Source organism: Paraburkholderia sp. GAS32, assembly GCF_050434225.1.
Taxonomy (GTDB): domain Bacteria; phylum Pseudomonadota; class Gammaproteobacteria; order Burkholderiales; family Burkholderiaceae; genus Paraburkholderia; species Paraburkholderia madseniana.
This window is the reverse complement of record NZ_JBNPVS010000021.1, coordinates 79,094-103,895: the sequence shown is the minus strand read 5'-3', so window position 1 is coordinate 103,895 and position 24,802 is coordinate 79,094. Positions and strand designations below refer to the sequence as shown.

At 62.4% G+C, this 24,802-nt stretch carries 24 protein-coding genes and 1 pseudogene; 9 read left to right on the top strand and 16 right to left on the bottom strand.

Going from position 1 to position 24,802, the window contains the following annotated elements:
* Positions 1-22: 22 nt before the first annotated feature.
* The 4 genes from bufB to P3T25_RS24315 all read left to right on the top strand — a co-directional run bounded on the left by bufB (position 23) and on the right by P3T25_RS24315 (position 3,877).
* Complete coding sequence (gene bufB, locus P3T25_RS24330; protein ID WP_429359118.1) at positions 23-922, top strand: MNIO family bufferin maturase; 900 nt, start codon at positions 23-25, stop codon at positions 920-922.
* Positions 906-1,793 (top strand): DNA-binding domain-containing protein, encoded by an 888-nt coding sequence (locus tag P3T25_RS24325; RefSeq protein WP_166618146.1) that lies wholly within the window; start codon positions 906-908, stop codon positions 1,791-1,793. The genes bufB and P3T25_RS24325 overlap by 17 nt, the downstream gene beginning before the upstream one ends.
* Positions 1,794-1,907: 114 nt before the next feature.
* Positions 1,908-2,702 (top strand): DeoR/GlpR family DNA-binding transcription regulator, encoded by a 795-nt coding sequence (locus P3T25_RS24320; protein ID WP_154558481.1) that lies wholly within the window; start codon positions 1,908-1,910, stop codon positions 2,700-2,702.
* Entirely contained in the window at positions 2,699-3,877 is a 1,179-nt protein-coding gene (locus P3T25_RS24315; RefSeq protein WP_429359117.1) for an MFS transporter, read from the top strand. Before P3T25_RS24320 ends, P3T25_RS24315 begins: the two co-directional genes overlap by 4 nt.
* On the opposite strand, the gene P3T25_RS24310 is transcribed toward P3T25_RS24315, so the two are convergent.
* From P3T25_RS24310 to gltP, 8 genes and pseudogenes are all read right to left on the bottom strand, one after another.
* Entirely contained in the window at positions 3,800-4,549 is a 750-nt protein-coding gene (locus tag P3T25_RS24310; RefSeq protein WP_429359116.1) for a sterol desaturase family protein, read from the bottom strand. The genes P3T25_RS24315 and P3T25_RS24310 overlap by 78 nt on opposite strands.
* Positions 4,539-4,682, bottom strand: a complete 144-nt coding sequence (locus P3T25_RS24305; RefSeq protein ID WP_429359115.1) for a hypothetical protein — start codon at positions 4,680-4,682, stop codon at positions 4,539-4,541. The genes P3T25_RS24310 and P3T25_RS24305 overlap by 11 nt, the downstream gene beginning before the upstream one ends.
* A gap of 34 nt (positions 4,683-4,716) precedes the next feature.
* Positions 4,717-4,896: pseudogene (locus tag P3T25_RS24300) on the bottom strand (type II secretion system F family protein); the annotation flags it as partial.
* On the bottom strand, positions 4,890-5,600 hold the full coding sequence (locus P3T25_RS24295; RefSeq protein ID WP_429359114.1) for an OmpA family protein: 711 nt from the start codon (positions 5,598-5,600) through the stop codon (positions 4,890-4,892). The pseudogene P3T25_RS24300 and the gene P3T25_RS24295, both read right to left, overlap by 7 nt.
* Positions 5,601-5,717: 117 nt before the next feature.
* The gene (locus P3T25_RS24290; protein WP_429359113.1) at positions 5,718-6,482 is read right to left on the bottom strand and encodes a flagellar motor protein; all 765 of its coding nucleotides are present in this window, start codon (positions 6,480-6,482) and stop codon (positions 5,718-5,720) included.
* 70 nt (positions 6,483-6,552) lie between these two features.
* On the bottom strand, positions 6,553-7,791 hold the full coding sequence (locus P3T25_RS24285) for a Crp/Fnr family transcriptional regulator (RefSeq protein WP_429359112.1): 1,239 nt from the start codon (positions 7,789-7,791) through the stop codon (positions 6,553-6,555).
* Between the two features lie 246 nt (positions 7,792-8,037).
* Entirely contained in the window at positions 8,038-9,312 is a 1,275-nt protein-coding gene (locus tag P3T25_RS24280) for an aminotransferase class V-fold PLP-dependent enzyme (protein ID WP_154558487.1), read from the bottom strand.
* A gap of 55 nt (positions 9,313-9,367) precedes the next feature.
* Positions 9,368-10,693 carry a glutamate/aspartate:proton symporter GltP gene (gltP, locus tag P3T25_RS24275; protein WP_154558488.1) on the bottom strand — a complete coding sequence of 442 codons (1,326 nt, stop codon included), beginning with the start codon at positions 10,691-10,693 and terminating at the stop codon, positions 9,368-9,370.
* A 116-nt stretch (positions 10,694-10,809) separates the two neighbouring features.
* On the opposite strand from gltP, the gene P3T25_RS24270 reads away from it, so the two are divergent.
* Entirely contained in the window at positions 10,810-11,721 is a 912-nt protein-coding gene (locus tag P3T25_RS24270; RefSeq protein ID WP_429359111.1) for a LysR family transcriptional regulator, read from the top strand.
* A 52-nt stretch (positions 11,722-11,773) separates the two neighbouring features.
* On the opposite strand, the gene P3T25_RS24265 is transcribed toward P3T25_RS24270, so the two are convergent.
* The 5 genes from P3T25_RS24265 to P3T25_RS24245 form a co-directional block, all read right to left on the bottom strand.
* The gene (locus P3T25_RS24265; RefSeq protein ID WP_171927377.1) at positions 11,774-12,877 is read right to left on the bottom strand and encodes a nucleoside hydrolase; all 1,104 of its coding nucleotides are present in this window, start codon (positions 12,875-12,877) and stop codon (positions 11,774-11,776) included.
* Between the two features lie 133 nt (positions 12,878-13,010).
* Positions 13,011-13,964: a ribokinase gene (gene rbsK, locus P3T25_RS24260; protein ID WP_154558583.1), complete on the bottom strand. Its 954-nt coding sequence runs from the start codon at positions 13,962-13,964 to the stop codon at positions 13,011-13,013.
* 37 nt (positions 13,965-14,001) lie between these two features.
* Entirely contained in the window at positions 14,002-15,003 is a 1,002-nt protein-coding gene (locus P3T25_RS24255) for an ABC transporter permease (protein ID WP_097396088.1), read from the bottom strand.
* 3 nt (positions 15,004-15,006) lie between these two features.
* A complete protein-coding gene (locus tag P3T25_RS24250; protein WP_429359110.1) occupies positions 15,007-16,632 on the bottom strand; it encodes a sugar ABC transporter ATP-binding protein in 1,626 nt (541 codons plus the stop codon).
* A gap of 72 nt (positions 16,633-16,704) precedes the next feature.
* Positions 16,705-17,667: a sugar ABC transporter substrate-binding protein gene (locus P3T25_RS24245; protein WP_154558492.1), complete on the bottom strand. Its 963-nt coding sequence runs from the start codon at positions 17,665-17,667 to the stop codon at positions 16,705-16,707.
* Positions 17,668-17,872: 205 nt separating this feature from the next.
* Here P3T25_RS24245 and P3T25_RS24240 point away from each other — a divergent pair, with 205 nt between their 5' ends.
* From P3T25_RS24240 to P3T25_RS24225, 4 genes are all read left to right on the top strand, one after another.
* Complete coding sequence (locus P3T25_RS24240) at positions 17,873-18,745, top strand: LysR family transcriptional regulator (protein WP_054038995.1); 873 nt, start codon at positions 17,873-17,875, stop codon at positions 18,743-18,745.
* Positions 18,746-18,989: 244 nt separating this feature from the next.
* Entirely contained in the window at positions 18,990-20,279 is a 1,290-nt protein-coding gene (locus tag P3T25_RS24235) for an NRAMP family divalent metal transporter (RefSeq protein WP_429359109.1), read from the top strand.
* Positions 20,280-20,482: 203 nt separating this feature from the next.
* A complete protein-coding gene (locus P3T25_RS24230) occupies positions 20,483-21,202 on the top strand; it encodes a Crp/Fnr family transcriptional regulator (protein ID WP_171927380.1) in 720 nt (239 codons plus the stop codon).
* A 40-nt stretch (positions 21,203-21,242) separates the two neighbouring features.
* Positions 21,243-21,770, top strand: a complete 528-nt coding sequence (locus P3T25_RS24225) for a universal stress protein (RefSeq protein WP_154558495.1) — start codon at positions 21,243-21,245, stop codon at positions 21,768-21,770.
* Positions 21,771-21,816: 46 nt separating this feature from the next.
* Here P3T25_RS24225 and P3T25_RS24220 read toward each other — a convergent pair whose 3' ends face one another.
* The 3 genes from P3T25_RS24220 to acs form a co-directional block, all read right to left on the bottom strand.
* The gene (locus P3T25_RS24220) at positions 21,817-22,056 is read right to left on the bottom strand and encodes a UDP-glucose 4-epimerase (protein WP_154558496.1); all 240 of its coding nucleotides are present in this window, start codon (positions 22,054-22,056) and stop codon (positions 21,817-21,819) included.
* 81 nt (positions 22,057-22,137) lie between these two features.
* Positions 22,138-22,737, bottom strand: coding sequence for an acetate uptake transporter (locus tag P3T25_RS24215; protein WP_154558497.1), 600 nt, complete (start codon positions 22,735-22,737; stop codon positions 22,138-22,140).
* A 55-nt stretch (positions 22,738-22,792) separates the two neighbouring features.
* The gene (gene acs, locus P3T25_RS24210) at positions 22,793-24,766 is read right to left on the bottom strand and encodes an acetate--CoA ligase (protein WP_154558498.1); all 1,974 of its coding nucleotides are present in this window, start codon (positions 24,764-24,766) and stop codon (positions 22,793-22,795) included.
* Between the last annotated feature and the right edge of the window lie 36 nt (positions 24,767-24,802).

Genomic DNA, 24,802 nt, shown 5'->3' with positions numbered 1-24,802 from the left:
GATCCTGTGCCAGTCGAGGCCTATGATGCATCCCCTCGTCCCTTCTGCCTGCGCGCCGCCCGGCATCGGTATCGGGTTGCGCCATGCCCATTACCGCGACTTCCTCAGTGCTACGCCGGCGGTCGACTGGGTCGAGGTACACAGTGAAAACTATTTCGGCGACGGCGGCTTCGACCTGCACGTGCTCGACACCGTGCGACGCGACCTGCCCATCAGTTTGCACGGGGTCGGTCTCGGCCTTGGCTCGGCGAAGCCACTCGACGCAGTACACGTTGCGAAGCTCAAACGTCTGATCGAGCGGATCGAGCCGGCAGTTGTCTCCGAACATCTTTGCTGGGGCGCGACATCGGCCGGCCATCTGAACGATCTTTTGCCGATGCCCTTGACTGAGGCGGCGCTCGCGCTGCTCGCTTCGCGTGTCAGCGAATTGCAGGACGCGCTCGGGTGGCCGGTTTTGCTGGAAAACGTCTCCACCTACGTTCGATTCCGCGACGACCAGTACAGCGAGACGGCATTCCTTGCCGAACTCGCGTCACGCACGGGTTGCGGCGTATTGCTCGACGTGAACAACCTGTACGTGAACCAATGCAATCATGGAGAGGACGCCGTCGCGGCCATGAACGCGCTCGCGATCGGCACGATTGGCGAGATTCATCTTGCCGGTCATCGCGTGACGGACGTCGCCGTCGTCGACGATCACGGCTCGCGTGTCACCAACGAAGTCTGGGCACTCTATGAATACGCACTGCAGCGGTTCGGCACGATACCGGCGCTGATCGAGTGGGATACCGATATACCGGCGTTGAGCGTCTTGCTCGACGAAGCTGGCCGCGCCCGTGATATTCAGAACACCGTTCACGCCAGGCGATCGGCCCTCACCCCTTCGACTCAACACGACGCCGGCGATGCGCACGCCGCTTGAATCACTGCAGCGCATGTTTGCCGAATCGCTGGAGGGCGAACAGCGACCTGTGCTTTCGCAACTGCAATACACGGGACGCGGAGTCGATCACGCGCAAGGTCGCGCCGACAGCCCTGCATGCGTCGCTGAACAAACACCACGCTGCAACGGCAACGGCAATGGCGCCGAACTCGCGGACAATCTGCGCCAGCGCGTCGACCTCTATCGGAGCAGCATTCGCGCTAATCGGCGGACTGCACTCGCGAGCGCCTATCCCGTCTTGTTGGCGCTAGTCGGCGAAGACTACTTCGATGCACTGTCAGTGGCCTACGCGCAAGCACATCCGTCACAGAGCGGCGACCTCAATCGCTTCGGCGCAGCGCTACCGGCTTTCATCGAAACCTACGAACAGGCCCCCCGTTTCCGTTATTTCGCCAACCTCGCGCGTCTCGAATGGTCGCTGCATCTGGCCTACTTTGCCGCGGACGCCAACGTGCTTACGCAAGCGGAATGGGCCGCCATCCGTCCCAAAGATTTGCTCGAAGCGAAACTGGCCGTGCATCCCGCCTGCGCGCTCATCTCGTCGCGCTATGCGATCGCCGAGATCTGGACTGCGCACCAGCCGGGTGGCTCCTTTCCGGCAGATCTCGAGTCACCGACCTACGCACTGGTTGTGCGACCGCAATGGCGGCCGCAGATACTCGTTCAAAGCGCCGCCGCACATGCGGCCTTCGATGCGTTGCAACGCGGAGCGACGCTCAATGAAGCGCTCGACTCGGCATTTGCAATCGATGCCGAATTCAATTTCACGTCGCAATGGCGCGCGTGGATCGAGGCCTCGGCGATTACAGGCCTCCAGCCCGGTACGCAGACCGCCCAGCCAGCGCCTTAACGACCTGCCGAACCGTCCATTCAGAAGAATTTCGATTGCACCGTTGCTCGCTCTGCTCGTTTACGTTAAATTATGATCGATTATGATCGTTTGGCAATCGAGCAAGGTGAAGTCATGCAACGAACGCGACAGGACGCAATGGACGGGCTTCTGCCCGAGGAACGGGAGCGGCTGATTCTGGAACGGCTGCGGGCGCAGGGCCGCGTATTGGCATCCGAACTCGCTGCCGAACTCCAAACATCCGAACATACGGTCCGCCGTCACTTGCGCGAGCTGGCCGATCAGGGTCATTGCAAGCGCGTGTACGGCGGCGCCCTGCTGATCTCGCCTGCCGGCGTAGACGCCTCGGTCCGTATGCACGAAGCCTTGGATCGCAAGGCCTGTCTCGCCGTCGCCGCTGCGTCCATCGTCCGGCCCAAACAAATCATTTTGCTGGACACCGGATCGACCAACGTCGCGATTGCCGCAGCGCTTCCGGACAACGCGGATCTAACCGTCGTGACGAACTCGCCTGAGGCTTGCGCGCGCCTCCTGAACCGGCCGGGCTTCGACATCATTCTCATCGGCGGGCGCATCGCTCAGCATGCAGCCGGCGCGACCGGCGCCACCGCCTTGCTGCAGATCCAGCAGATCAAGGCCGACCTTTGCTTTCTGGGTGCATGCGCGTTCGATCCAGACGAAGGAGTCGCCGCATTCGACTCTGAAGAGGCCGAACTCAAACGGGCGATGGTGCAGGCAAGCAGCCAGGTCGCCATCGCCATGACGTCGGAAAAGCTGATGACCGCTGCGCCGTTTTCCGTTGCGCAGGCGCGCGCCGTGGACTACCTGTTCGTCGAAGCGGATGTGACGGCCGAGCGGCGCACCCAACTCGCCGCGGTGTGCGACAACGTGATGGTGGCGCGCTCATGAAAGTACTCGCTAATCCGGTCAGCACACCGCTCATGAAACCGCTCAAGGAGCGGGTGGCCACCCTCGGCGTGTTTCTCGCCAACGGATTCGGGATCGGCGCCTGGGCAGTCGAAGTGCCGCGCATCAAGGAAAGCCTGTCACTCAGCGACACTTCATTGGGGATCGCGTTATTCGCCTTTGCGCTGGGGGCCATCATCGCGATGCCGCTGGCCGGACAGTTGGCGCCGCGCTTCGGCAGCGGCCGGGCCACCGCGCTGCTCGGCGCGGCGTTTGTCGTGGCGCTGCCGCTCCCCGCCTTCGCGCCGAACCTGGCGACGCTGTGCATCGTGCTCCTCGCGCTCGGTGCGGCGAACGGCGCGCTCGACGTCTCGATGAACGGCCACGCCAGCACGATCGAAACGCAATGGAAGTCGCCCATCATGTCCTCGTTTCATGCGGCGTGGAGTGCGGGCGGCCTGCTCGGCGCGGCGACGGGCGCCATGCTCCAGAAAGGCGGCGTCGGCGTGATCGGCGGTCTCGTGCTGCCGGACGTGTTCATCGCCGTCCTCATGGCCGCCGCCGCGGTGCTCGCGTTGCGCGATCTCGGTCCGCGCGTGGCCGCGTCCTCCAGCGGCTTCGCGTTGCCCAACGCCAAAGTGATGAAACTTGCCCTGCTCGCGTTCCTTTGCATGATGGTGGAAGGCGCGGTGGCCGACTGGAGCGCGGTGTATTTGCGCGCTACCTTGAGCGAAGCGGCCAGCGTCGCGGCGGTCGGCTACTCCGCATTTGCGTTCTCGATGGCGGCTTGCCGCATCGTCGGCGACGTGTCCGTGCGGCGCTTCGGTTCGAGCAAGGTGATCGGCTTCGGCGGTCTGCTTGCGGCGGCCGGACTCGCGCTGGTGCTGAGCCTGCCGACCGTGCTCACGGCTTGCGTGGGCTTTGCCATGGTCGGCGTCGGCCTCGCGAATATCGTCCCGGTGATTTTCAGCGCGGCGGGCCGCTCGACTGTTACGCCGGCTGTCGGTGTTTCGATGGCGGCCACGGCGGGTTATGCCGGCTTCCTGGTCGGTCCGCCGTTGATCGGACTCGGTGCGGGTTTGCTCGGCTTGCGCGTGGCGCTATGCGTGCTCGTCGTGGCCACCATGATCGTCTGTTTGACGGGTGGCAAAGCGGTGCGTGGCGCGAGCGTTGGTTAGAACACGCCCGGCTTGCGAGCGCAGCGGCCAGCTCAGCGCACCCAGCAGCGAACGCGGTTGCACGCCGTCGTGCAGACCGGTGGCCGGCCATTCGTGCTTCGAGGGCACCCAGAGCGTGCCGAACAGGTGGTCCCACAGCGGCAGCAGTTGCGTGAAGTTGTGGTCGAAATGCTCGGTGCGGTTCGAGTGATGCAGGCGGTGGTATTGCGGATTGTTGACCCACGTCGTGAAGCGGCCCAGGTCGACGCGCAGGTTCATGTGCGCGAAGTAATTGCCGAACATGAAAATGACCGTCGTGACGCCAACGATCCACGGCTCGACCTTGAACAGCACGCCGACCACCGGATAGAGCAGGCAGCCCTTGAGGAGCACCTCGAACCAGTGATGCCGGAACGTCACCGTGATATTGAACTCGGCAGCACTGTGGTGCAGCGAGTGCAGCTTCCACAGCACGGGCCATGCATGCTGCAAGCGGTGAAACGCATATTCCAGCAGATCGAACGTCGACAGCACGACCACGATGGAAGCCAACGCGCCCCACCCCCGCGAAGCCAGCACGACCCAGCCGCCACCGAGCGCATTGACGAGCGCGACGCTGACCATCGCCATGAGCGGCCGCATGGCTTCCGCGAATGCCATATACAGCGCCGCGTAGACGACGTTAAAGCGCATCCCGGCGCGCGACTGCAGCAACTCGGCCGGCCAGCGCCGCGCCCACGCCCATCATCACCAGGGCGAGCGCGAAGCCGCCCAGCCAGTGCCGCCCGTGGTTCAGCAGTTCAGGAAACGGGCCCGACGCAAACATGGAATTCCCCGGTAAATGCCGTTCGCCCGATCGCTTAACCACCCGACATGGCGGTCATGGTCGGGAGCAATGGCCGCGCGACCTGGATCGCTGACGGGCCGACCGGCACGGCCAGAAGCGTCGGGAAAATGAAAAGCATCAGCGAAAAGAGCCGCTTTAATGCGATCTTCGCAGCCTGCTCTTCGGCGTGCAAGCGCCGTTTGCCACTCAATATTCCACGAGGATGGTGACGCGCCGATTCGCTGCGCGCGCTGCGGCATCGTCGCCGATGATCAGGGGGAAGTTGTCCGCCCTGCCGATGGCGGCCATTCTGTGAGGTTCGATGCCCTTGTCGGCGAAGAATCGAACCACGGCGCCGGCCCGTGCCGACGACAGCTCCCAGTTGGATTCATATTTCGCTGTCGATATCGGCACATTGTCCGTGTGCCCCTCGACGAGGATGTTGTTCTTCGAGCGATAGCGCAGCACCCCCGCGATCTGATCCAGAACATCGAACGACTCCGGCAACAAGCGCGCGTCGCCCGAGTTGAAGAGAATTTTCGCGTTGATGGCGATTTCCACGCCTTGGGAGGCATTCGAAATCGTGATCTGCCGATTGTCCTGAAGCGGCGCCAGCAACGAAAGAAGCTGCCGTCTCGCGGCTTCCGGCGCGCCGGGCACGTCGACCTGCCCGTGGGTACTGCCGGTGGCCGCCTCCGTTTTCACCTCGCGGTGCTCGAGCATCCTGACTTCGAGCTCCCGGTTTTTCGCCAACTGCAGCGCGTAAAGCGCGAGGAACAGCACCATCAGCGTGGTGATGAGGTCCGCGTAGGAAATCAACCAGCGCCCGGACTGCGCCTCGCCATCGCCGTCGTCATCGTCGCGGTGGTAGCCCGTCTTGTCCGCCGCAAGGCGCTTGTTACCCGAGGAGATCGTCATGCTCGAAACGTCTGCTTCCGAATTGCGTTTGAATGAGCGCCTCGCGCGCTATCGCCAACCGGTCGAGGCCGGCTATCCCGAGCGAGTTATCCCGAGTTATCCCAGGGCAACCCCAGGTTATCCCAGCAACTCAGCCGATCGTTCGCGGACGTCGCCCGCGAGCCGGGTTTCGATCGTATGGGGCGACTCCTTGCGCGAAATCGCGAGCAAGCCATCGAGGTACAAACGTCTGAACCGCAATTCGCTATCCACCTGTGCCCTGATCTTTCCGTACAGGGGCAGAAAAACCAGATTCGCCAACGCGAGACCGTACAGCGTCGCAACAAATGCGACCGCAATACCTTGCCCGAGTTGTGCCGGCTCGAGCATATGGCCCGTGACCTGAATCAAACCGAGCACCGCCCCCAGAATGCCGAACGTCGGCGCATAACCGCCAGCCTGCTGCCATATCTGCGCGGCCGCCATATGGTTGCGCTCATAGGCATCCAGTTCCCGTTGCAAGGCGTCTTCGAGCACCGCCGTCGACACCCCGTTGGCCAGAAGCTCCAGGCCTCGTTTGGCAAACGGGTTAATCCCGGCCGCCTCGATCGACTCGAACACGAGCATGCCGTTCAGCTTCGCCTGATCGCCCCACTCGAGCAGGACCGACAAGCTTTGCCGGTCGACCTGCCGCGCTTTCACGAACGCGAGCCGCAGTTGCTTCATGCCGTCATAAAACCTCGCCCACGTGTTCTGGATCATCACCGCGCCGAAGGTGCCGCCCAATACGATGACGAACGCCTCCAACTGAAACAGCGAGGTGAAGTGACCACCCTCGAGCGAAAATCCGGCCACGATAGCCGTCACGCCGAACAGGGCGCCAAATAGCGTCAAAAGATCCATACATCCTCTCGAACGGCTGCTCCAATGATCGGACCGGACCTGAAAGCGTCCGTGGTCCGACCACCAGGCGTCAGGCATCCACGTTGGAAAGCGGCGCGGCAGCCGGCGATTTGATCGCGCGCACGGTCTCGATGAAGCGTTCCTCGATTTCCGCGATCTCGAGCGGATCGATCTTGATCTCACGACGCATGACCCACGACACCTCCTTCTTGCGCGCCTCGGTCATCACCGAGAACAGGCGATCGGAAATCGGCTCGCCGGTCACGGCGGAAAGCAGTTTCGCGAGGTCATAGGTGTCGAAAGCGCTGATGGCTTCGAACAAGGTTCGCTGGTCGACGAACTCCAGATCGGCCAGCGACTTCAGCTCGCTTGCACCACGGGGAGCACGCCGGGAAAAATACGTGATGCCCTTTTCCTCGACGTAATTCAACACCTTGGTCTTGCGGAACGCGAAGATGTCTTCGGCGATTTCCGCATGCGAGAGCTTGTTGAGAATCAGATTCTTGTCGACGCCGATCAGGGCTTCAAGGTCGGCCAGTTCGATCAGTTCCAATTCGCTGTTGATCGACACGTCGAGATCGTGGTCCGCCACCTGCTGGGCCCGTTCCGTGATCCGTACAGGATCGAAGGTCACGAGCTGCCGGCCGGCTGCGCCGTCCTGCGCCGAATAGCGCGCCGACAGGGTGCTCACGCGATCGGAGCGGCCTGGTTCGAGCGTGACGAGGTTGAGTTTTTCCATGCGCCTGAGCATGGCCATCACATGCGGACGGGAATGACCGGCAATCGCATGACACTTCTTGATGACTTCGGGCAGCGGCACCGAACACTCCTCCCCCTGACCGCGACGCGCGCGTCCATCCACCCGGTCTGCGCTCTCAATACCCGCCATCAGCGACAGAACATGCGCGTACGAAAGAACCCCTGGCAGAAAATCGGCATGCGTGTTGGTGGCGAGGACATCGTCCTTCTTCTTCACGCGTCGAATCATGGTGCGCACGATATGGCGCAGCAGCGGCGATACGCGCTCGAGTTCCTCTTCCACTACGTTTGCCGCGATGACCGTCAATTGACAGAAGCTGATGGCTTTCGCAGTGTGCGCGCGTGGTTCGGCCGGCAACAACGAGGCCTCGCCAAAAAACTCGCCCTTGCCGAGCGTGGCGAGAATGACCTTCTTTTCGTCGCACTGAGTGGAGATTTCGACTTTGCCGTCTGCGATCACGTAGATGACGGCGTCGCCTGCGAAGCCTTCGGAATAGATGACTTCGCCCGGAGCCGCTGCGCGCGACCATGGCGATCGTTGCTGATTCAAAATTCAATCCCCCGTAGAGCTATTGCCTCGCACATCCCGCGTCTTCATGAGGCACGGGTAGGTGCGATGGTCCTGACTTATTTGACTGGATAACGACATGCAAAACGCAAATCTTTAACCCTCTCAATCGTCAGACATAATCGTGCAAATAGCGCAAACGTTTGGCAGGTCGTGAGACTACGTAAGGGATAGGTCTTCGTGGCGGGGTTCGTCCCCGGTGCGATGCACGCGGCCCGGCCCCGCGCCTTACAGTGTCGTCAGCGCTTCTGTAATAGAAAGAAAGCGTTCGACGTCGCTGGGTGCATGACAGTGCAGCGGCGAAATTCGCACCGCGCCCGCCAGATTGAACGACTTCAGCATACGGCCAGAGTACAGACTCGAGGCGATCCGCTCGTAGACGATCACGCCGCGCTTCTCGTACTCGCGCACTGCATCGGTCGGGTTCAGATTCGCGAAGCCGATACCCAGGATCAGGTCGCGCTTCGTGAGATCGGCATGATCCCAGAACACCTCCACGCCATCGAGTCGTCGCAAACCGCGCCGCCTACCCTGGCCGTCGAGCAGCGCCGCCAGTAGCGCGCGCTCATGCAACTCGATGCGCTTCATCCCCTCCACGAAAAGCTCGCGGCGCGTATCGGCATCGCTGAACTGGCCACCGATCCACGTCACGTACTCGACGATCTCGGTCACGACCGCGAACTGCGCGGGCGCCGGACTGCCGAGTTCCCAAACGCCTTCCTGCTTTGCATCGAGGCGATGATGCGGCAGAGCGGCCGCACGCGGCGACAGCCACGAAATGCCGGAGCCGCGGCAACCAAAAAACTTGTAGGGCGCGAAATTGATGCCGTCGACCGGCGTCTTCTGCAGGTCGATGACACCGTGCGGCGCGTGCTGGACCGCATCCACGACGATGAAGAGTCCGGGCTTCTTTTCGCGCGCCCGCTCGACGAGTGCCGCAATGTCGAACTTGGCGCCGGAAATATTCGACGCGTACATCACGCTGAGCAGCGCCGTGTCCGCGTCGATCAACGACAGAATCGCATCCACGTCTACCCCGCCCGTCTCCGGATTGCTGGGCGCGACACGCAACGACTTGCCCGTGCGTTGCGCGTAGTACGTCATCGCATCGAAAGAAGAAGGATGTTCGAGGATCGTCGTGACGGCGTTGGTGCCCGGCACGTTCTCCATGATCGCGCGCACCATGTCGAACATCGCACCCGACGCGGTCAACGATGGGTAGATGCTGCCGTCCTTCGCGTTGAGGATCGTGCGGATGTCCGCCTCGCCGCGCGCCTGAACGTCCTGAAGATGGCGGGCGCGCGCGTGAATGCGCTCCGGGCAATCGGGCAGCGCATCGATTCGCGCGAACGCGTCGACGGCCGACTTGAGGCGGAACGAGCCACCCGCGTTGTCGAAGAAGAGTCGCTCGCTCCCGTCGATGTCGTGGTCGACATGGTGGAAACGCGCCTTGATCTCCTGCATCAACGACTCGGAGAAGAACTCGCCTTGATTACTGCTCATCTGGATGCTCCTGATCTTTCTGCTCAATGATTTTCGTGCTACGAACCGTGCGCGCTCATGCGTCAAGCGACGCGAGATACGCTTTGCCCTTCTCCGCGTCGTACTGGCGCTCCCATTTGGCGATGACGAGCGGCGCAAGCGCGTTGCCCACCACGTTCAGCGCGGTACGTCCCATATCCATCACGCGGTCCACGCCGGCGATGAACGCGAGTCCTTCGAGCGGCAGCCCCGCGCTCGCAAGCGTCGCGAGAAGAATCACGAACATGAAGCCCGGCACGCCGGCTGCGCCCTTGGACGTCACGACCATCGTCAACACTAGAACCATCTGTTCCTGCCAGCCCAGATGAATGCCATACAACTGCGCGACGAACAGCGTGCCGATGCCGAGATAGATCGATGCACCGTCCAGATTGAACGTGTAGCCGGTCGGCACGACGAAGGTCGTGATGCTCTTCGGCACACCGTAGTCCTCCATCTTCTTCATCAACTGCGGCAGCACGGTTGCCGAGCTGCAGGTCGAGAACGCGATGATCAGTTCGTCCTTGATAACCCGCAGCAACGTGAAGATACGAAAGCCGAACAGCCGGGCGGTGATGCCGAGCACGACAAGCACAAACAGCACGATCGCGAGATACGTGACGGCCACCAGCTTGAGCAACGGCAACAATGAACCGAAGCCGAAACTCGCCACGGTCACCGCGATCAGCGCGCACACGCCGATCGGCGCGTAATGCATCACCATGTTCGTCACCTTGAACATGGCTTCCGCGACGCCCTTGAGCATGGCGATTACCGGCTTACGGAATTCTTCCGGGACCGATTGCAGACCGAGGCCGAATAATACCGAGAAGAAGATCACCGGCAGCAGGTCGCCTTTGGCCATCGAAGCGAGGATATTGTCCGGAATTACGCCAAGCACGAGCGTCATCAGGCCATGATGACCCTGCACCTGCTGCGTTGCCTGCTGATAACGGGAAATGTCGGCATGGCCGAGCTGCGACATGTCGGTGCCGACGCCCGGCTGCAGCACGTTGCCGAGAATGAGCCCGAGCAGGATCGCGATCGTCGTGATCACCTCGAAATACACAAGTGTCTTCAGGCCGATGCGCCCGAACGATTTGCCATCGCCGACACCGGCGATCCCGACCACCATGCTCGTGAAGACGATCGGCACCACGATCATCTTGATCAGCTTGATGAAGATGTCGCCGGCGGGCTGCAACAGCCCCGAAATGGTCGCGTCCCGCATTTCCGGAAAGTGGTTCAACACGAGTCCCGTGGCGACACCGATGACGAGACCGATCAGGATCTGCCATGCGAGTCCGACACGCGGTTTGCGCTCGATATGATTGACAGGCGGGCTTTCGACGACGGTATCCATGCTCTCTCCAGATTGGGGACGGGGCGATGGAGGAACCTTAAGCAGCCGAAATAAGTAAAAAAAGCGATTTTTTTGTATGAGAAACTATCGCTTTATTTCATGTAAAGGCCGGCGCGATGCTGACGTTCAAGCAGATGGAAGCGCTCTACTGGATCGTGCAACTGGGTTCGTTCGAGGCCGCTTCGAGCCGCCTCAACACCACGCAGTCGGCCGTTTCGAAGCGGATTCAGGAACTCGAACGCGCCTTCGACCTGACGGTATTCGACCGCGCGCACCGCAGCGCGCGGCTGACCGAGAAAGGCGCCGAGTTCTTCGCCTACGCCAAGGAATTGCTCGAACGGCGCGACCAGATCGTCGAGCTGATCAGCTCAAAGGAGGCGCTGGTTCGGCAGGTCCGCATCGGCGTGACGGAGTTGACCGCCCTGACGTGGCTGCCCCGGCTGATCGGCGCGATCCAGGCGGCGTATCCGAAGGTCGTGGTCGAAGCCGAGGTGGATTTGAACGCGACGCTGCGCGACCGGCTCGCCGACGACACGATCGACATCATCGTCGTGCCGCAAATCCACAGCACCGAGTCTTTCGTCATGACGCGGGTCGGCGAAGTGGAGAACGCGTGGATGTGTGCGCCGGCACTGGCGCCGAAGCAGGCCGCCATTCCGCTAACCGAGATTGTGCAGTACCCGCTGATCCTGCAGGGCGGTCTGTCGGGAACAGGCTTTATCTATAGCCGCTTCCTGCAGGAGCACGGAGTCAGCATGCAAAGAGTTCTCGCGAGCAACAGTCTGATCGCGCAGATCGGACTGACGCTCTCGGGCCTCGGCATCAGCTATCTGCCGAAGGCGTGCCTGAACCACATGGTCACACGCGGCGCGCTCGGCATGATCCAGACGCGACCGGCGCTGCCGCCTGTCTCGTACGTCGCGATGCATCGCGCGGAGCAACCGCACTCGCTGAATGCCGAAATCGCACGGCTCGCCGCGCAGTGCTGCGATTTCAGCTCGAACCTGCTCGATCCGGGCCGGGTCTGAGCGGGACCTTGGCCCTGCGTTGCGAATAATCCGCCGCGCATGGCCTTCCTCGTCAAGGCAAGGTAATCGGCACAGGACGCGTGAGCAAATCGACGTAGAGGCTGAAGAAACGATTGTTGTCGAACTGCGTGACGTACGTGATCTTGTTCGGTGACGCGCCCGCTGCGGGTTGATCGGAGTAGACCGTCACATGTCCCTGATCCTCGCCGCTAGTCGTGTCGATATCGAGGTAGGCGCTCTTCGTCTGCGTGGCGTAGGTCGGGTCCGTGAAATAAGCGATCGTCAGCGTGTCGAACAGATGGGTGTTGTCGCCGAACGAACCGGCGTTGACGATCCCATACGCCTTGGTCACCGCGGTCTGCTTGTTCGGGTTGTTGACGATCTGATCGAAGATGCTCTGCGTGAGCGGCACCGTATTCGTAACGTCGAGCGGAATGACGGCCTGAGGGATCGTCGTTTGAAGAACCGTACGCACGGCAAGCGGATCAAACCACCAGTTGAGTTCCCCCACCGCGTTCGCATTGCCCGGTACCGCCATCGCGCCGCCCATGTAGACGATCTGCTTGATCAGCGGCACGATCTCCGGCGCCTTCTTGATGGCCGTGGCGAGATTGGTGGGCGGCCCGACCTCGAGAATGGTGACCTGATTCGGATAGCGCTTGATGGTCTGGATCATGAAGTCCGCAGCGCTTTGCGTCTGCAGTTTCGTCGACGCCGCGAAGCCGTCCGGCGGCGCCACAAGCTGGGACTGCTGGGTCGGTTCCGGCCGCATCCATGCGCCGAAATAGCCTTGCGGATTGGCGGCCTGCTGCGCACGAATGCTCGCCACATCGTATTGCAATGGATAGTCGGCGCCGCCGTAGACACCCACCACATTCTGCACACCCATGCGCTCCACCGCCTTCAGCGCATCCGCTTCTTCCTGGAGCAACCAGTCGTTGCCGGTCACAACGGTCAGCCCGAGCAGGTTGACCTTGCCTTGCCCCATCAACTGCGTGGTCATGGCGAACAGCTGGCCGTCGTCGCCCATCGTGTTGAAGTCCGAATCGATGATGACCTTCGGCGCGTTGGCGAGCGGGTCGGTGGTCGTCACGCTGCCTCCGCATGCGGCGAGCAGCAGCGTCATCATCAGGATGCCTACATATTGTGATTTCATGTTTCGTCCATTTATTCCAGTAGAGATCGCGATCAAACCAGGGGAACACCATCCGGAGATGGTGCCGGTCATTCAACGTAAAGCTACCCAGAGTTGCAGGTCGGACTGCCTCATGTCACAACAGGCATCCGTTTCAGGCTGCGCTTTCGACTTCCGCGCGAGTCGGGATCGACGGCTGTGCACCAGCGCGCGTGACCGAAATCGAAGCCGCGCGTTGCGCGAGGCTGATTGCGCCTTCCAGCGGCTGCCGGGCAGCGAGTTGCGCGGCAAAGACGCCGATAAAGGTGTCGCCGGCCGCGGTCGTATCGACAGCCCTCACTTGCGGCGCGGGAAAATGCATGCCTTCGCCGCCTTCCGGCAACAGGTAAGCACCTTGTGCGCCGAGCGTGACGATCACGTTGCGGGCGCCGCCGCGTTGCAACTCCAGCGCCGCCCTTCTCGCGCCGCTTTGCGATTCGACCGGCAAGCCGGCGAGTATCGCGGCCTCGACCTCGTTCGGCACGAGGTAGTCGACGAGCGGCAGCCATTCCGTGGGCAGCGGGCCAGTTGCCGGCGCCGGATTCAGTACGGTGATCTTGCCGAGGCGCCGGGCGAGCGCGAGTGTTGCGTGGACAGAATCCCAAGGCGTTTCCAGTTGGCAGACCACGACGTCGCTGGCCTTGATCGCCGCTTCGTGGCGCGCGACGCCTTCAGGCGTGACTTCACCGTTACTGCCCGCAACCACCACGATCGTGTTCTGGCCGTCGTCCGACACCGTCACCATGGCGACGCCGGTGGGCTGCACGGCGTCGACCTCGACACCCGCGCAATCGATCCCTTCAGCTTCCAGATCCTTGACCCGCTGTGCGCCGTTCGCATCCTTCCCCACGCGGCCAACCATCGCGACGCGTGCGCCGATGCGGGCGGCCGCCACGGCCTGGTTGCCGCCCTTGCCGCCGGCAACCTGCGAGAACTCCTGTCCGCTGATCGTCTCGCCGGGCCGCGGCAAATGCGGTGCACGGGCGACGAGGTCGGTATTGATGCTGCCCACCACGAGCACGCGGCCCGGCTTCACTTCTTTCGACACGTTCACTCTCCTGCTGACCATCCACGAAGGGTCGCTGACGGTCACAAATGGTCAATATTTATGCGGCGCGACGTCGGCTTCTATACGTATCCAGCACGACGGCCACGACAATCACGGCCCCCGTGATGATGCGTTTGGTCGGCTCGGTCGCGCCGATCTGGGCAAGACCGGCGGCCAGCACCGAGATGATCAACACGCCAAAGAAGGTGCTGATCACCGAGCCACGTCCGCCCATCAGGCTCGTTCCGCCGATCACGACGGCCGCGATCACCTGCAATTCGATGCCCGCGCCGGCATTCGGGTCCGCAGCCTCGAGCCGCGAAATCTGAAACAGGGACGCGAGGCCGGCCAGCAAGCCCATCATCGCGAATACGGCAATCTTGTACGGCCGTGGGTTGACGCCCGCGAGGCGCACCGCTTCCTCGTTCGTGCCGATGCCGACCAGATAACGCCCGAAGACCGTGCGGGTCAGCACCAACTGCGCGACGACCATCACGACGATGGCAATCAGGAACGCGGGAGAAATGCCGAACGCAATCGGGTTGGACAGGAAATCGAACGCATCGCCGATGTAGGCCGTGCGGGAGTTGGTCAACTGGTACGCGAGACCGCGGGCCGCCTCGAGCACGCCGAGCGACACGATGAACGACGGAATCCGCCAGGCCACGGTAATCGCGCCGGTCACGCAGCCCGTCAAGGCCGCCCCCGCCATGCCGAGCAAAGCGGCAGGCAGCGCCGGCCAGTGCCACTGCAAGGCCGCCACGCTCGTGAGCGCCGCGCCGAGTGCCAGCACGGAGCCGACCGACAGGTCGATCCCGGCGATGATGAGCACAAAGGTCATGCCGACCGACATCACGACCAGATCGGGAATCTGGTTCGCAATCGTGCTGAACGTGTCGTAGCTCAGGAAGTGCGAGCTCAGCAGCGAGAACAGGACGATCATCCCGAGCAGCGCGCCGAGCAGGCCAAGGTAGTTCGAGAATCCAAGGCGCGTGCCGATCGGCTTCGCGTCCTTGGGCGGTTCGTTCTGCACGGTAGGCAGGCTGGTTGGTGCAGTCATGCTTCAATACTCCACAGATTTTTGATCGGGCGCCGCTGGGTCGGGCGCTTTTGCGTCGGGTTCGATCGGATCGTGCAACAGCTCGTCGCGTTTCGTATAACCCGCGAACGCCGCTGCGAGCAGCGCGTCCTGGGTCCAGCTTCCGCGTTCGAACATGCCCGTCATCCGTCCCGCCGACATCACCCCGATCCGGTCGCAAATCGACATCAATTCGCGCAGATCGCTCGACACCACCACCAACGCGCGGCCTTCCCGCGCGAGCGCCCCCATCAGGGCGTAGATATCGAACTTCGCTCCGACGTCGATGCCCCGTGTGGGCTCGTCGAACAGCAACGCCGTGCAATCGCGCGCGAGCCAGCGGCCGATCACCACCTTCTGCTGGTTGCCGCCGGAGAGTTCCGACACCGGCTGCGACGGCCCCGAGCTGCGAATGCTCATGGCGTCGATCTGTTTGCGCGCCAGCGCCGCCTCGCGACGGGCGTCCACCACGCCGTTCTTCGACACCGAGCGCAAATGGCCAAGCGAGATATTGGCGGCGATAGGTTGCGTCAGCAGGAGGCCCTCGCCTTTGCGGTCCTCCGTAATCAACGCGATGCCGTTCTTCACGGCGTCTGACGGCGAAGATACCGTCACGGGCTGCAGCGGGCCACCGCCATACGCGATCGACACCGTACCGGCATCCGCGCGATCGGCCCCGTAGACGAGCCGCATCAATTCCGTGCGACCCGCGCCAATCAGACCGCTGATGCCGAAAATCTCGCCTGCTTTCACTTCGAAGGACACGTCGCGCACGACCGGCTCGCGGGTCATGCCCGTGACCTTGAGCGCCACGTCGCCAATGCGCCGCTCGCCGAGGTCGATCCGTTCGCCGATATCACGCCCAACCATCAGCGTAACCAGACGGTCGGCCGAGAGGTTCGCCATCTCGTCGACATGCACGAGCCGCCCGTCGCGCAGCACGGCAGCGCGCCGCGCGATACGCTTCAATTCTTCCAGTCTGTGCGAGATGTACACCAGCGCCACGCCCCGCGCTTTGAGCCGTTCGACCTGCTCGAACAGCAGGTCCACCTCGCGGGCGGTCAACATCGCCGTGGGTTCGTCGAGGATCAGCACGCGGCAATCGCCGATCAGATTGCGCGCGATCTCGACCATTTGCTGATGCCCGATGCCCAGCGTACCCACCAGCGTGTCAGGGTGGATCGCGTCGAGCCCGACTTGCGCCATGGCATGCCGCGCGTCCTCGCGCAATTTGGCGCGATCGATCCAGCCGAACATGCCGCGCTGCGGCAAACGATTCAGGAACAGGTTCTCCGCCACCGAGAGGGTCGGCAGCAGGTTCAACTCCTGCATGACCATGCGCACGCCGAGCGCCTCGGCGTCCTTGCGGCTGCCCGGCGTGTAAGCTGCGCCGCCAAGCGTCATCGAACCGGTGGTCGGCGTAACGAGACCGCCGACGATCTTGGACAAGGTGCTCTTGCCCGCGCCGTTTTCGCCGGTCAGCGCCAGCACCTCGCCCGCGTACAGATCCAGCGAGATATCAGCGAGCACCGGCCCGGCGTAGGTCTTGCCGATGCCGTGAACAGTCAGCACGGGCGGGGCAACGGCCAAGGATAGGTTGGGAGTGGACATCAGATTGATAAAGCCAGACAAAGATCAGGCGGGGTGGCCCGCAAACGACGCGGGCCACGTGTTACGCCAATCTTACTTGGTGACCAGATCGACAGGCGTTTCGACGACGCCCGACAATTCCGACTGCTTCTTGTGTTCAGCGATTGCCTTCAGAGCCGTATCGATACCGAACACGGCCTGCCTGGCGGCGTACTGATTGGCAGTGGCAAGAACACGGCCGTCGGCGAGCATCGGCTTGATCGCGTTGATGTCGTCGTAGCCCACCACCTGCACCTTGCCGGCTTTGCCAGCCGCGCGCACGGCCGATACCGCGCCGATCGCCATGTTGTCGTTACCGCACAGCAGCGCCTTGACGTCCGGGTTCGCATTGAGAATCTGGCTCGCGACGGCGTTGCCCTTGTCGATTTCCCACTCACCCGATTGCAGCGAGACGACCTTCATGCCGCCCGTCGCCATGGCCTGCTTGAAGCCGGCCGTGCGTTGCTGAGCGTTGGTAGTGGTCGAGACGCCTTCGATAATGGCGACGTTGTCGCCCGACTTCAGGCGCTTGGCCAGGTAGTCGCCCACCTTCTGTGCGCCCTTGGCGTTATCCGGGCCGACGAACGGGATGTTCAGGTCTTTCGACTTGAGCACGTCCGGGTCCAGCTTATTGTCGATATTGACCACGATGATGCCGGCATCGACCGCTTTCTTCAGAACCGGCACCAGCGCCTTGGAATCGGCCGGTGCGATCACGAGTGCGTCGACCTTCGACACGATCATCTGTTCGACGATCCGAATCTGGTTACCCGTATCCGTTTCGTCCTTGATGCCGTTCGTGACGAGATCGAATTTCGTGGGGTTCTGCTTCTGATAGTCTTTCGCGCCCGTTTCCATGGTCAGGAAAAACTCGTTCGCCAACGACTTCATCACCAGCGCGACTTTCGGCTTGTGGGCGGCCTGAGCAAACGCTGCGCCCGGCAGAATCGACACTGCGAGGAAAGCTGCGCTGGCTACGATAGCGCGACGCCGCGCCGGTTGGAAATGACGAATCATTGATGTCTCCGTATCGCTCGTTCGGTCTACGTAGTGACTGATAGCCGTTGAGTCGTGTGATGGGCAGGTTCGCCACACTTGCCGCCAAAGTCAATGAAGCCCTCGGGTTTCTTTGCCAGATGCTGGGACGAGTATGGCCAGGTCCAATGCTATCCTCGCGATCCCCGTTATGCTATGCCTAATTTCAAAATCGAGCGTTTCAAAAATGGAACACGTAGACTGGGACGACCTGCGGATTCTGGTGGCGATCGCGCGCGGCGGCACGATGCGAGCCGCCGCGACGGCATGCGATCTGAGTCCGCCCACCCTGTCGCGCCGTCTGACCGAGCTTGAACGGCGGCTGGGCGAGCCGCTTATCGACCGGGTTCCGTCGGGCTGTACGGTGACGGCATTCGGCGCGCGCGTGCTGGCCTGGGCCGAGCAGATGGAGGACCTGGCCCACCAGATCGAGCGTGCCGCGGACGTGACCGGCGGCGCAGCGGCTCACGGCACGGTGCGGATCAACGCCGTCGAATGGCCGTCTTACATTTTGCTTAAACTGCTCGGTTCGTTCCAGGACCGGCTGCCCGGCCTCGCCATCGAGGTGCTGACCTCACGGCGGCCGTATAGCCTTGCCCGCCGCGAAGCGGACATCGCGCTGTGGTCCGAATGCCCTGATGAGGGCGATCTATATGTGCGGCGCATCGGCCGGATCCGCTTCGGGCTGTTCGGTTCGCGCGACTATTATCTGCGTCACAAGGCAGCAATTACGAGGAAGGAGTGGGACAAGCTGTCGTTCGTCGGTTATGACGACCGGCAGCCCGATCACCCGGCCACGCAATGGCTGAAAACCCTGCCCGGCGCGCCTGCGCCTTCGCTTCGGAGCAGCTACGGCATGGGCGTATTCGACGGCGTGCTGGGCGGCTCCGGCCTCGGCGTGCTCGCCCAGCTTGCGGGCGACACCACGAGCGATCTCGTTTGCATCGAGAAACATATCAAGGCGCTCGACCAGGATGTGTGGATGGTGCTGCATCCCGCCCTACGCGATAGCGAGCGCATCCGCACGGTGGCCAACCTCATTGCCGAGATTTTTCGTTAGGGCTAGCGTCACCGGGCACATACAGAGTGGGCAGCTGGGTAGCGTGGTACGACACCGTACCGACTGCATCGGCGAATCGGCGCACCCTCGACTCGACACGCCGCATATCAGCAAAAGCAGCGCGCTGGCTGCCCGTGTCACTCCGGCCGCCATGCGCATGAAGGCGTGTTAGCGACCGAACCGGCGGCCCCGCAACCATCCGACAGACGGAGGCGGCCGCGCCCGCCACCAGGAGCTCCCGGCCATGGACACGCTAACCCGCGATCCGGTCAAGCAGCCGACTCGCCCGAAACTGCTTCAGGTGATGGGGCCCGGCCTTATCACCGGCGCCTCCGACGACGACCCGAGCGGCATCGCCACCTATTCGCAGGTCGGCGCGCAATTCGGCTATGGCCTCGCGTGGACCCTGCTGTTCAGCTACCCGCTGATGGCCGCGATCCAGGAAATCAGCGCGCGCATCGGGCGCGTGACCGGCTGCGGCATCGCCGGCAATTTGCGGCGGCACTATCCGCGCTGGCTGTCCACCAGCGTCGTCAGTCTGCTGCTGATTGTGAACATCATCAATCTGGGCGCGGACCTCGGCGCAATGGGCGCGGCGCTCAAGCTGTTGATCTCGGGCCCCGCGCTGCTCTATGTCTGCGGTTTCGGCCTGCTCTCGGTAGCGCTCGAAGTATTTACACGTTACTCGCGCTATGTGTCGATACTCAAATGGCTGTGCCTGTCGCTCTTCAGCTACGTGATCTGCGCATTCGTCGTCAACGTGCCGTGGACCCAGGTGGGCTTGGCGGTGATCTGGCCGCCGCTCTCGGCCAAGCCGGATTACATCGTCGCCATTGTTGCGGTCATGGGTACGACGATCAGCCCTTATCTGTTTTTCTGGCAGGCCGAACAGGAAGTCGAAGACGAACTGGAACGGCCCGGCGCCCATCCGCTCACTCACGCACCGTGGGAAGCCCCCGCCGAGTTCACGCGGATTCGTATCGACACCTATCTCGGCATGGCGCTGTCGAATACCATCGCGTTCTTCATCGTCGTGACCACAGCGGCGACGTTGCATGCTCACGGGCTCAACGATATCCAGACTTCCGCCCAGGCGGCGGAAGCGCTGCGAGCGGTGGCGGGACCGTTCACGTTCGTCATTTTCGCGGCCGGCATTATCGGCACCGGTTTGTTGACGTTGCCGGTACTGGCCGGCTCGGGTGCGTACGCGGTGGGCGAACTGTTCGCATGGCGGGTCGGCCTGGCCCGCCTGCCGCTGCAGGCGAAGGCGTTCTATGGCGTGATCGCCGCGGCGACAGCCATCGGCGTCGGTTTGAATTTCACCTCGATCGACCCGGTCAAGGCGCTCTTCTGGAGTGCCGTGCTCAATGGGGTGGTCGCCGTGCCGGTCATGATCGTCATGATGCATCTGTCGATGCGTACCGGCATCATGTCGCGCTTCACGTTACCGCTGACGCTGCGCGTCCTTGGCTGGATTGCGACCGGTGTGATGGCGGCTACGGTCATCGCGATGGCTTTCAGCTGGGTTGCATGAGCCATGGTTCAAGGCGTGAACGCCACCGTACAGACGCGCATCACGAAGCGTGCCAGAATGGTTGCTGGCCCTGTATGCACCAGCGATTTCCAAACCGCTTTCCAGTCGATTTCGCAACCGCCCCGCCAGGAAGGCCTGAAAACTTTTCAGATCAGTTCTGCGAATACGAAGTCGTTTTTCGGCGGGACACTGTGGGGTGGTTCATGTTGACCACACATCAACCGAAAGATAACCATCTGCTTTCTGTGCTACCGAAAGCCGAGTGGGAACGCATCGCACCGCATCTCATCGCGCTCGATATGCCGCTCGGGGAGGTCGTCTACGAGTCGGGTGACCGGCTCGACCATGTCTACTTCCCCACTACCGCGATCGTCTCTCTGCTCTATGTGATGGAAGACGGCTCCTCGGCCGAGATCGCGATTGTCGGTAATGAGGGATTGATCGGCATCGCGCTCTTCATGGGCGGCGAAACGACGCCCAGCCGCGCGGTCGTGCAAAGCGCCGGAAAGGCATACCGGCTCGACGCGCGCATTCTGAAAGAAGAATTTCATCGTGCCGGCCCAGTGCAACGCTTGCTGCTGCGTTACACGCAGGCACTCATCACGCAGATGGCGCAAACGGCCGTGTGCAACCGGCATCATACGATCGATCAGCAACTGTGCCGCTGGCTGCTGTTGAGTATCGACCGCTTGCCGTCAAATGAACTCACGATGACCCAGGAGTTGATTGCCAATATGCTCGGTGTACGCCGATCGGGTGTCACCGAAGCGGCCATGAAGCTGCAGGACGCGGGCTTGATCCGCTACAGCTATGGTCATATCGAGGTGATCGACCGGTCGGGCCTGGAGGAGCGCGTGTGCGAATGCTACGGCGTGGTGAGGCGGGAATTCGACCGTCTGCTGCCCGATCTGAGAGCCGTTTAAGTGACGCGGCAACTCTTTGAACAAACTCTTCGAGGCTGATATGTATAAACGCATTCTGGTTGCGATCGACGGCAGCGACACATCCGAGCACGCATTCGACACCGCTTTGCAACTCGCAAGCGAGAGCGGCGCGCAATTGCAGCCGCTCTATGTCGTCGACAATCCGCTGATGGCGTACGACGCCTCCGGCTACGATCCGACGATTCTGCGTGACGCGTTCGTGGAAGAAGGCCAGCGACTGTTAGCGGACGCACTCGCCCGAATGAAACACGAGAACGTGGCCGGCACACCACGGATGGTCGACGTCGCGCCGATCGGCGAGGATATTTCGGAGCGCATCCGCATCACGGCCAACGAATTCAATGCGGACCTGCTGGTGCTCGGCACGCACGGCCGTCGCGGCTTCAAGCGTCTGTTTCTCGGCAGCGTCGCCGAACGCGTGGTGCGCAGTGCGTGCTGTCCGGTATTGCTGGTGCCGAGCCGCCAGGCGCAAACCACGCACGTGGAGTCGGCCAAACCGGGGCATGCTGACGTGGCCGCTGTGATGTATGAGATGCCGTCGCTCTAGAGCCGGGGCGCTCGACGTCGCGTCGATGGTGGGAAATGTGGTGCGGTCAGGCAGCGCAAATCGTATTCGAGGTAGTGAGGTCCACCCACGACATGCCTTGCTTCAGGCCATCCAGCACGGCCTCCTGCTGCGTGCTGAAGGTTCTGTCGTGCGTGAATTCACGCACGACCACACCATCCGGCGCGGCAACGCTCGTGCCGATCAGACAGCCAAATTCAGTGCCGCTTTCGCGTGCACAAGCCGTGACCGTCCAGCCGTCGCCGTCCACTTTTCCCGACAGGTTCATAACGTTTTGCCTTGTGCCTGCTTAACGCAACGTGGTGAGTGTTCGACGCTCGCGGTTTGCGCGCGCCGCCCAACTGGTCTATCAGAGCGCCACAGCATGCCGGCTAAGCACCCGGGGATCGCCGACCGGCAAAACCACCCGCCCGTGCACCTCGTTGATCACGTCCGCTGCGGACAGATAGAACGCCAGCGCCGCGGTGATGAGCCCCATATAGCCGCCCGCCATCCGCACCAGGCCTGAACCCGTCCACTCTCCTCCAGCCAGCAGGCCGAAGGTGATCCAGAGCGCCAGAAAGATGAACTGCAGCGCGCGAGGCGAGCGAAAGGTGGCCAGCCACATATAAAACGTGAAGACGCCCCAAAGAAACAGATACCAGCCGACGAACGCGGGCGGCACCTTGTCGTGTAAAAAGAGCACGAACAGTGCAAACGACCACCAGAACGCGCCATAACTTAGAAAGGCCGTCGCGCCGAAGGTATTGCCGCGCGGCAACTCCATCATCCCGGCAATGGCCTGCGCGGTCCCGCCGTAAGCGAGCGCGCAGGCGAGCACGAGACCCATCGACTCGCCCGAAAACCAGCCGGCGTTGATCATGCTGAGCAGCCACGTTGTCAATGCAAAACCGGCGAGACCCAGTGGCGCGGGGTTCGCAAGTGTGGTTCGAATCGGTACGCTGGCCATGGCCTGCTCCTGAAGATAAAAAGCGTTCCGGCAATCTCGCGGCTTTCGCGAACCATCACCCGAGCTGATCGAGAATCGCCGGATTTTCCAGCGTGGATACGTCCTGGGTAATTTCTTCGCCGGCCGCCAGCGAGCGCAACAAGCGGCGCATGATCTTGCCCGAGCGCGTTTTCGGCAGATTCTCGCCGAAGCGGATTTCCTTGGGCTTCGCGATCGGCCCGATCTCCTTGCCGACCCAGTTGCGCAATTCGGTCGCGATTCTGATCGCCTGGTCGCCGGTTGGCCGCTCGCCCTTCAACACCACGAACGCGACGACGACTTCGCCAGTCGTCTCGTCGGCACGGCCGACGACCGCGGCTTCCGCCACCAGCGGGTTCGCGACGAGCGCCGACTCGATCTCCATCGTGCCGAGCCGGTGGCCCGACACGTTGAGCACATCGTCGATACGGCCGGTAATCGTGAAGTAGCCGGTGTCCTCGTCACGCACCGCGCCGTCGCCGGCGAGGTACAGCTTGCCGCCGAGATCTTCGGGGAAGTAACTCGTCTTATAGCGCTCCGGATCGCCCCAGACGCCGCGCAGCATCGACGGCCATGGCCGTTTGACGACGAGAATGCCGCCCTGCCCGTTCGGCACGTCCTGCCCGGTTTCGTCGACGACCGCGGCCATGATGCCAGGCAGCGGAAGCGTGCACGAACCTGGCACCAGTGGCGTGGCGCCCGGCATCGGCGCAATCATGTGGCCACCCGTTTCCGTTTGCCACCAGGTGTCGATGACAGGGCAATGGCTATGGCCGACGTGCTCGTAGAACCACGTCCACGCGGCCGGGTTGATCGGTTCGCCGACTGTGCCGAGCAGGCGCAAAGTCGACAGGTCGTAACGGTCCGGATGAACTTTGGGATCGGATTCGGCAAGCTTGATGAGCGAACGGATCGCGGTCGGCGCGGTGTAGAACACCGTCACGCGGTGTTTCGCGATCATCTCCCAGAAGCGGCCGGCGTTCGGATAGGTGGGCACGCCTTCGAACACGACCTGGGTCGCGCCGATCGCAGTCGGGCCGTACGCGATATAGCTGTGGCCAGTGATCCAGCCGATGTCGGCGGTACACCAGAATACGTCGCTGCGCTTCGCGTCGAAGGTCCACTTCATGGTCTGCGCGGCCCACATCAGGAAGCCGCCGGTGCTGTGCTGCACACCCTTGGGCACCCCCGTCGAACCGGACGTATACAGAATGAAGAGCGGATGTTCGGCGCCGACCCATTCGGGCTCGCACGTGTCTGCTGCGGCTTCTGTGAGCTCGTGCATCCACAGGTCGCGTCCTTCGTGCCACGCAACCTTGCCGCCCGTGCGCCGATAGACGATAACGCTTTTCACCGCTTCGCAGCCGCCCATCGCAAGGGCCTCGTCCGCGATGCTCTTTAACGGCAGCGCTTTGCCGCCGCGCATCTGTTCATCACAGGTGACCAGCGCGATCGCACCCACGTTGACGATCCGTTCATTGAGCGACTTCGACGAAAAACCGCCAAACACGACGGAATGCGTCGCGCCGATGCGCGCGCACGCCTGCATCGCCACGATGCCTTCGATCGACATCGGCATGTAGATCACCACGCGATCGCCTTTCGTCACGCCGCGCGTTCGCAAAGCGTTGGCAAAGCGACTCACTCGTTCGAGCAACTGCCGGTAGGTGACGTGCGTGACGGTGCCGTCGTCTGCTTCGAAGATCACCGCAACATGCTCACCGTTACCGGCTTCGACGTGGCGGTCGAGGCAGTTGTAGGACGCATTGAGGGTGCCGTCGTTGAACCATTCATAGAACGGCGCGCGCGATTCATCGAGAACCGTAGAAAACGGCTTTTTCCACTCGAGCGTCTCGCGCGCGAGACGCGCCCAGAACCCTGCGTAATCGCGCTCAGCTTCAGCGACCAACGCGCGGTAGGCATCCATGCCGGAGATCGCGGCGTAAGCCGTCACGCTGGCGTGAGGAAGGAAGGCTTGCGGCTCCTCCAGAATCGAATCGCTGGTTGACATTTTGTGTCCCTTGCACGCTTTCGTGCGTGCTTGATA

What these genes read in the sequence shown, in the direction of transcription:
- bufB (WP_429359118.1), top strand. Translation starts at nt 23, where the DNA reads ATGATGCATCCCCTCGTCCCTTCTGCCTGCGCGCCGCCCGGCATCGGT.
- P3T25_RS24325 (WP_166618146.1), top strand. Translation starts at nt 906, where the DNA reads ATGCGCACGCCGCTTGAATCACTGCAGCGCATGTTTGCCGAATCGCTG.
- P3T25_RS24320 (WP_154558481.1), top strand. Translation starts at nt 1,908, where the DNA reads ATGCAACGAACGCGACAGGACGCAATGGACGGGCTTCTGCCCGAGGAA.
- P3T25_RS24315 (WP_429359117.1), top strand. Translation starts at nt 2,699, where the DNA reads ATGAAAGTACTCGCTAATCCGGTCAGCACACCGCTCATGAAACCGCTC.
- P3T25_RS24310 (WP_429359116.1), bottom strand. Translation starts at nt 4,549, where the DNA reads ATGCGCTTTAACGTCGTCTACGCGGCGCTGTATATGGCATTCGCGGAA.
- P3T25_RS24305 (WP_429359115.1), bottom strand. Translation starts at nt 4,682, where the DNA reads ATGTTTGCGTCGGGCCCGTTTCCTGAACTGCTGAACCACGGGCGGCAC.
- P3T25_RS24295 (WP_429359114.1), bottom strand. Translation starts at nt 5,600, where the DNA reads ATGACGATCTCCTCGGGTAACAAGCGCCTTGCGGCGGACAAGACGGGC.
- P3T25_RS24290 (WP_429359113.1), bottom strand. Translation starts at nt 6,482, where the DNA reads ATGGATCTTTTGACGCTATTTGGCGCCCTGTTCGGCGTGACGGCTATC.
- P3T25_RS24280 (WP_154558487.1), bottom strand. Translation starts at nt 9,312, where the DNA reads ATGAGCAGTAATCAAGGCGAGTTCTTCTCCGAGTCGTTGATGCAGGAG.
- gltP (WP_154558488.1), bottom strand. Translation starts at nt 10,693, where the DNA reads ATGGATACCGTCGTCGAAAGCCCGCCTGTCAATCATATCGAGCGCAAA.
- P3T25_RS24270 (WP_429359111.1), top strand. Translation starts at nt 10,810, where the DNA reads ATGCTGACGTTCAAGCAGATGGAAGCGCTCTACTGGATCGTGCAACTG.
- P3T25_RS24265 (WP_171927377.1), bottom strand. Translation starts at nt 12,877, where the DNA reads ATGAAATCACAATATGTAGGCATCCTGATGATGACGCTGCTGCTCGCC.
- rbsK (WP_154558583.1), bottom strand. Translation starts at nt 13,964, where the DNA reads ATGGTCAGCAGGAGAGTGAACGTGTCGAAAGAAGTGAAGCCGGGCCGC.
- P3T25_RS24255 (WP_097396088.1), bottom strand. Translation starts at nt 15,003, where the DNA reads ATGACTGCACCAACCAGCCTGCCTACCGTGCAGAACGAACCGCCCAAG.
- P3T25_RS24250 (WP_429359110.1), bottom strand. Translation starts at nt 16,632, where the DNA reads ATGTCCACTCCCAACCTATCCTTGGCCGTTGCCCCGCCCGTGCTGACT.
- P3T25_RS24245 (WP_154558492.1), bottom strand. Translation starts at nt 17,667, where the DNA reads ATGATTCGTCATTTCCAACCGGCGCGGCGTCGCGCTATCGTAGCCAGC.
- P3T25_RS24240 (WP_054038995.1), top strand. Translation starts at nt 17,873, where the DNA reads ATGGAACACGTAGACTGGGACGACCTGCGGATTCTGGTGGCGATCGCG.
- P3T25_RS24235 (WP_429359109.1), top strand. Translation starts at nt 18,990, where the DNA reads ATGGACACGCTAACCCGCGATCCGGTCAAGCAGCCGACTCGCCCGAAA.
- P3T25_RS24230 (WP_171927380.1), top strand. Translation starts at nt 20,483, where the DNA reads ATGTTGACCACACATCAACCGAAAGATAACCATCTGCTTTCTGTGCTA.
- P3T25_RS24225 (WP_154558495.1), top strand. Translation starts at nt 21,243, where the DNA reads ATGTATAAACGCATTCTGGTTGCGATCGACGGCAGCGACACATCCGAG.
- P3T25_RS24220 (WP_154558496.1), bottom strand. Translation starts at nt 22,056, where the DNA reads ATGAACCTGTCGGGAAAAGTGGACGGCGACGGCTGGACGGTCACGGCT.
- P3T25_RS24215 (WP_154558497.1), bottom strand. Translation starts at nt 22,737, where the DNA reads ATGGCCAGCGTACCGATTCGAACCACACTTGCGAACCCCGCGCCACTG.
- acs (WP_154558498.1), bottom strand. Translation starts at nt 24,766, where the DNA reads ATGTCAACCAGCGATTCGATTCTGGAGGAGCCGCAAGCCTTCCTTCCT.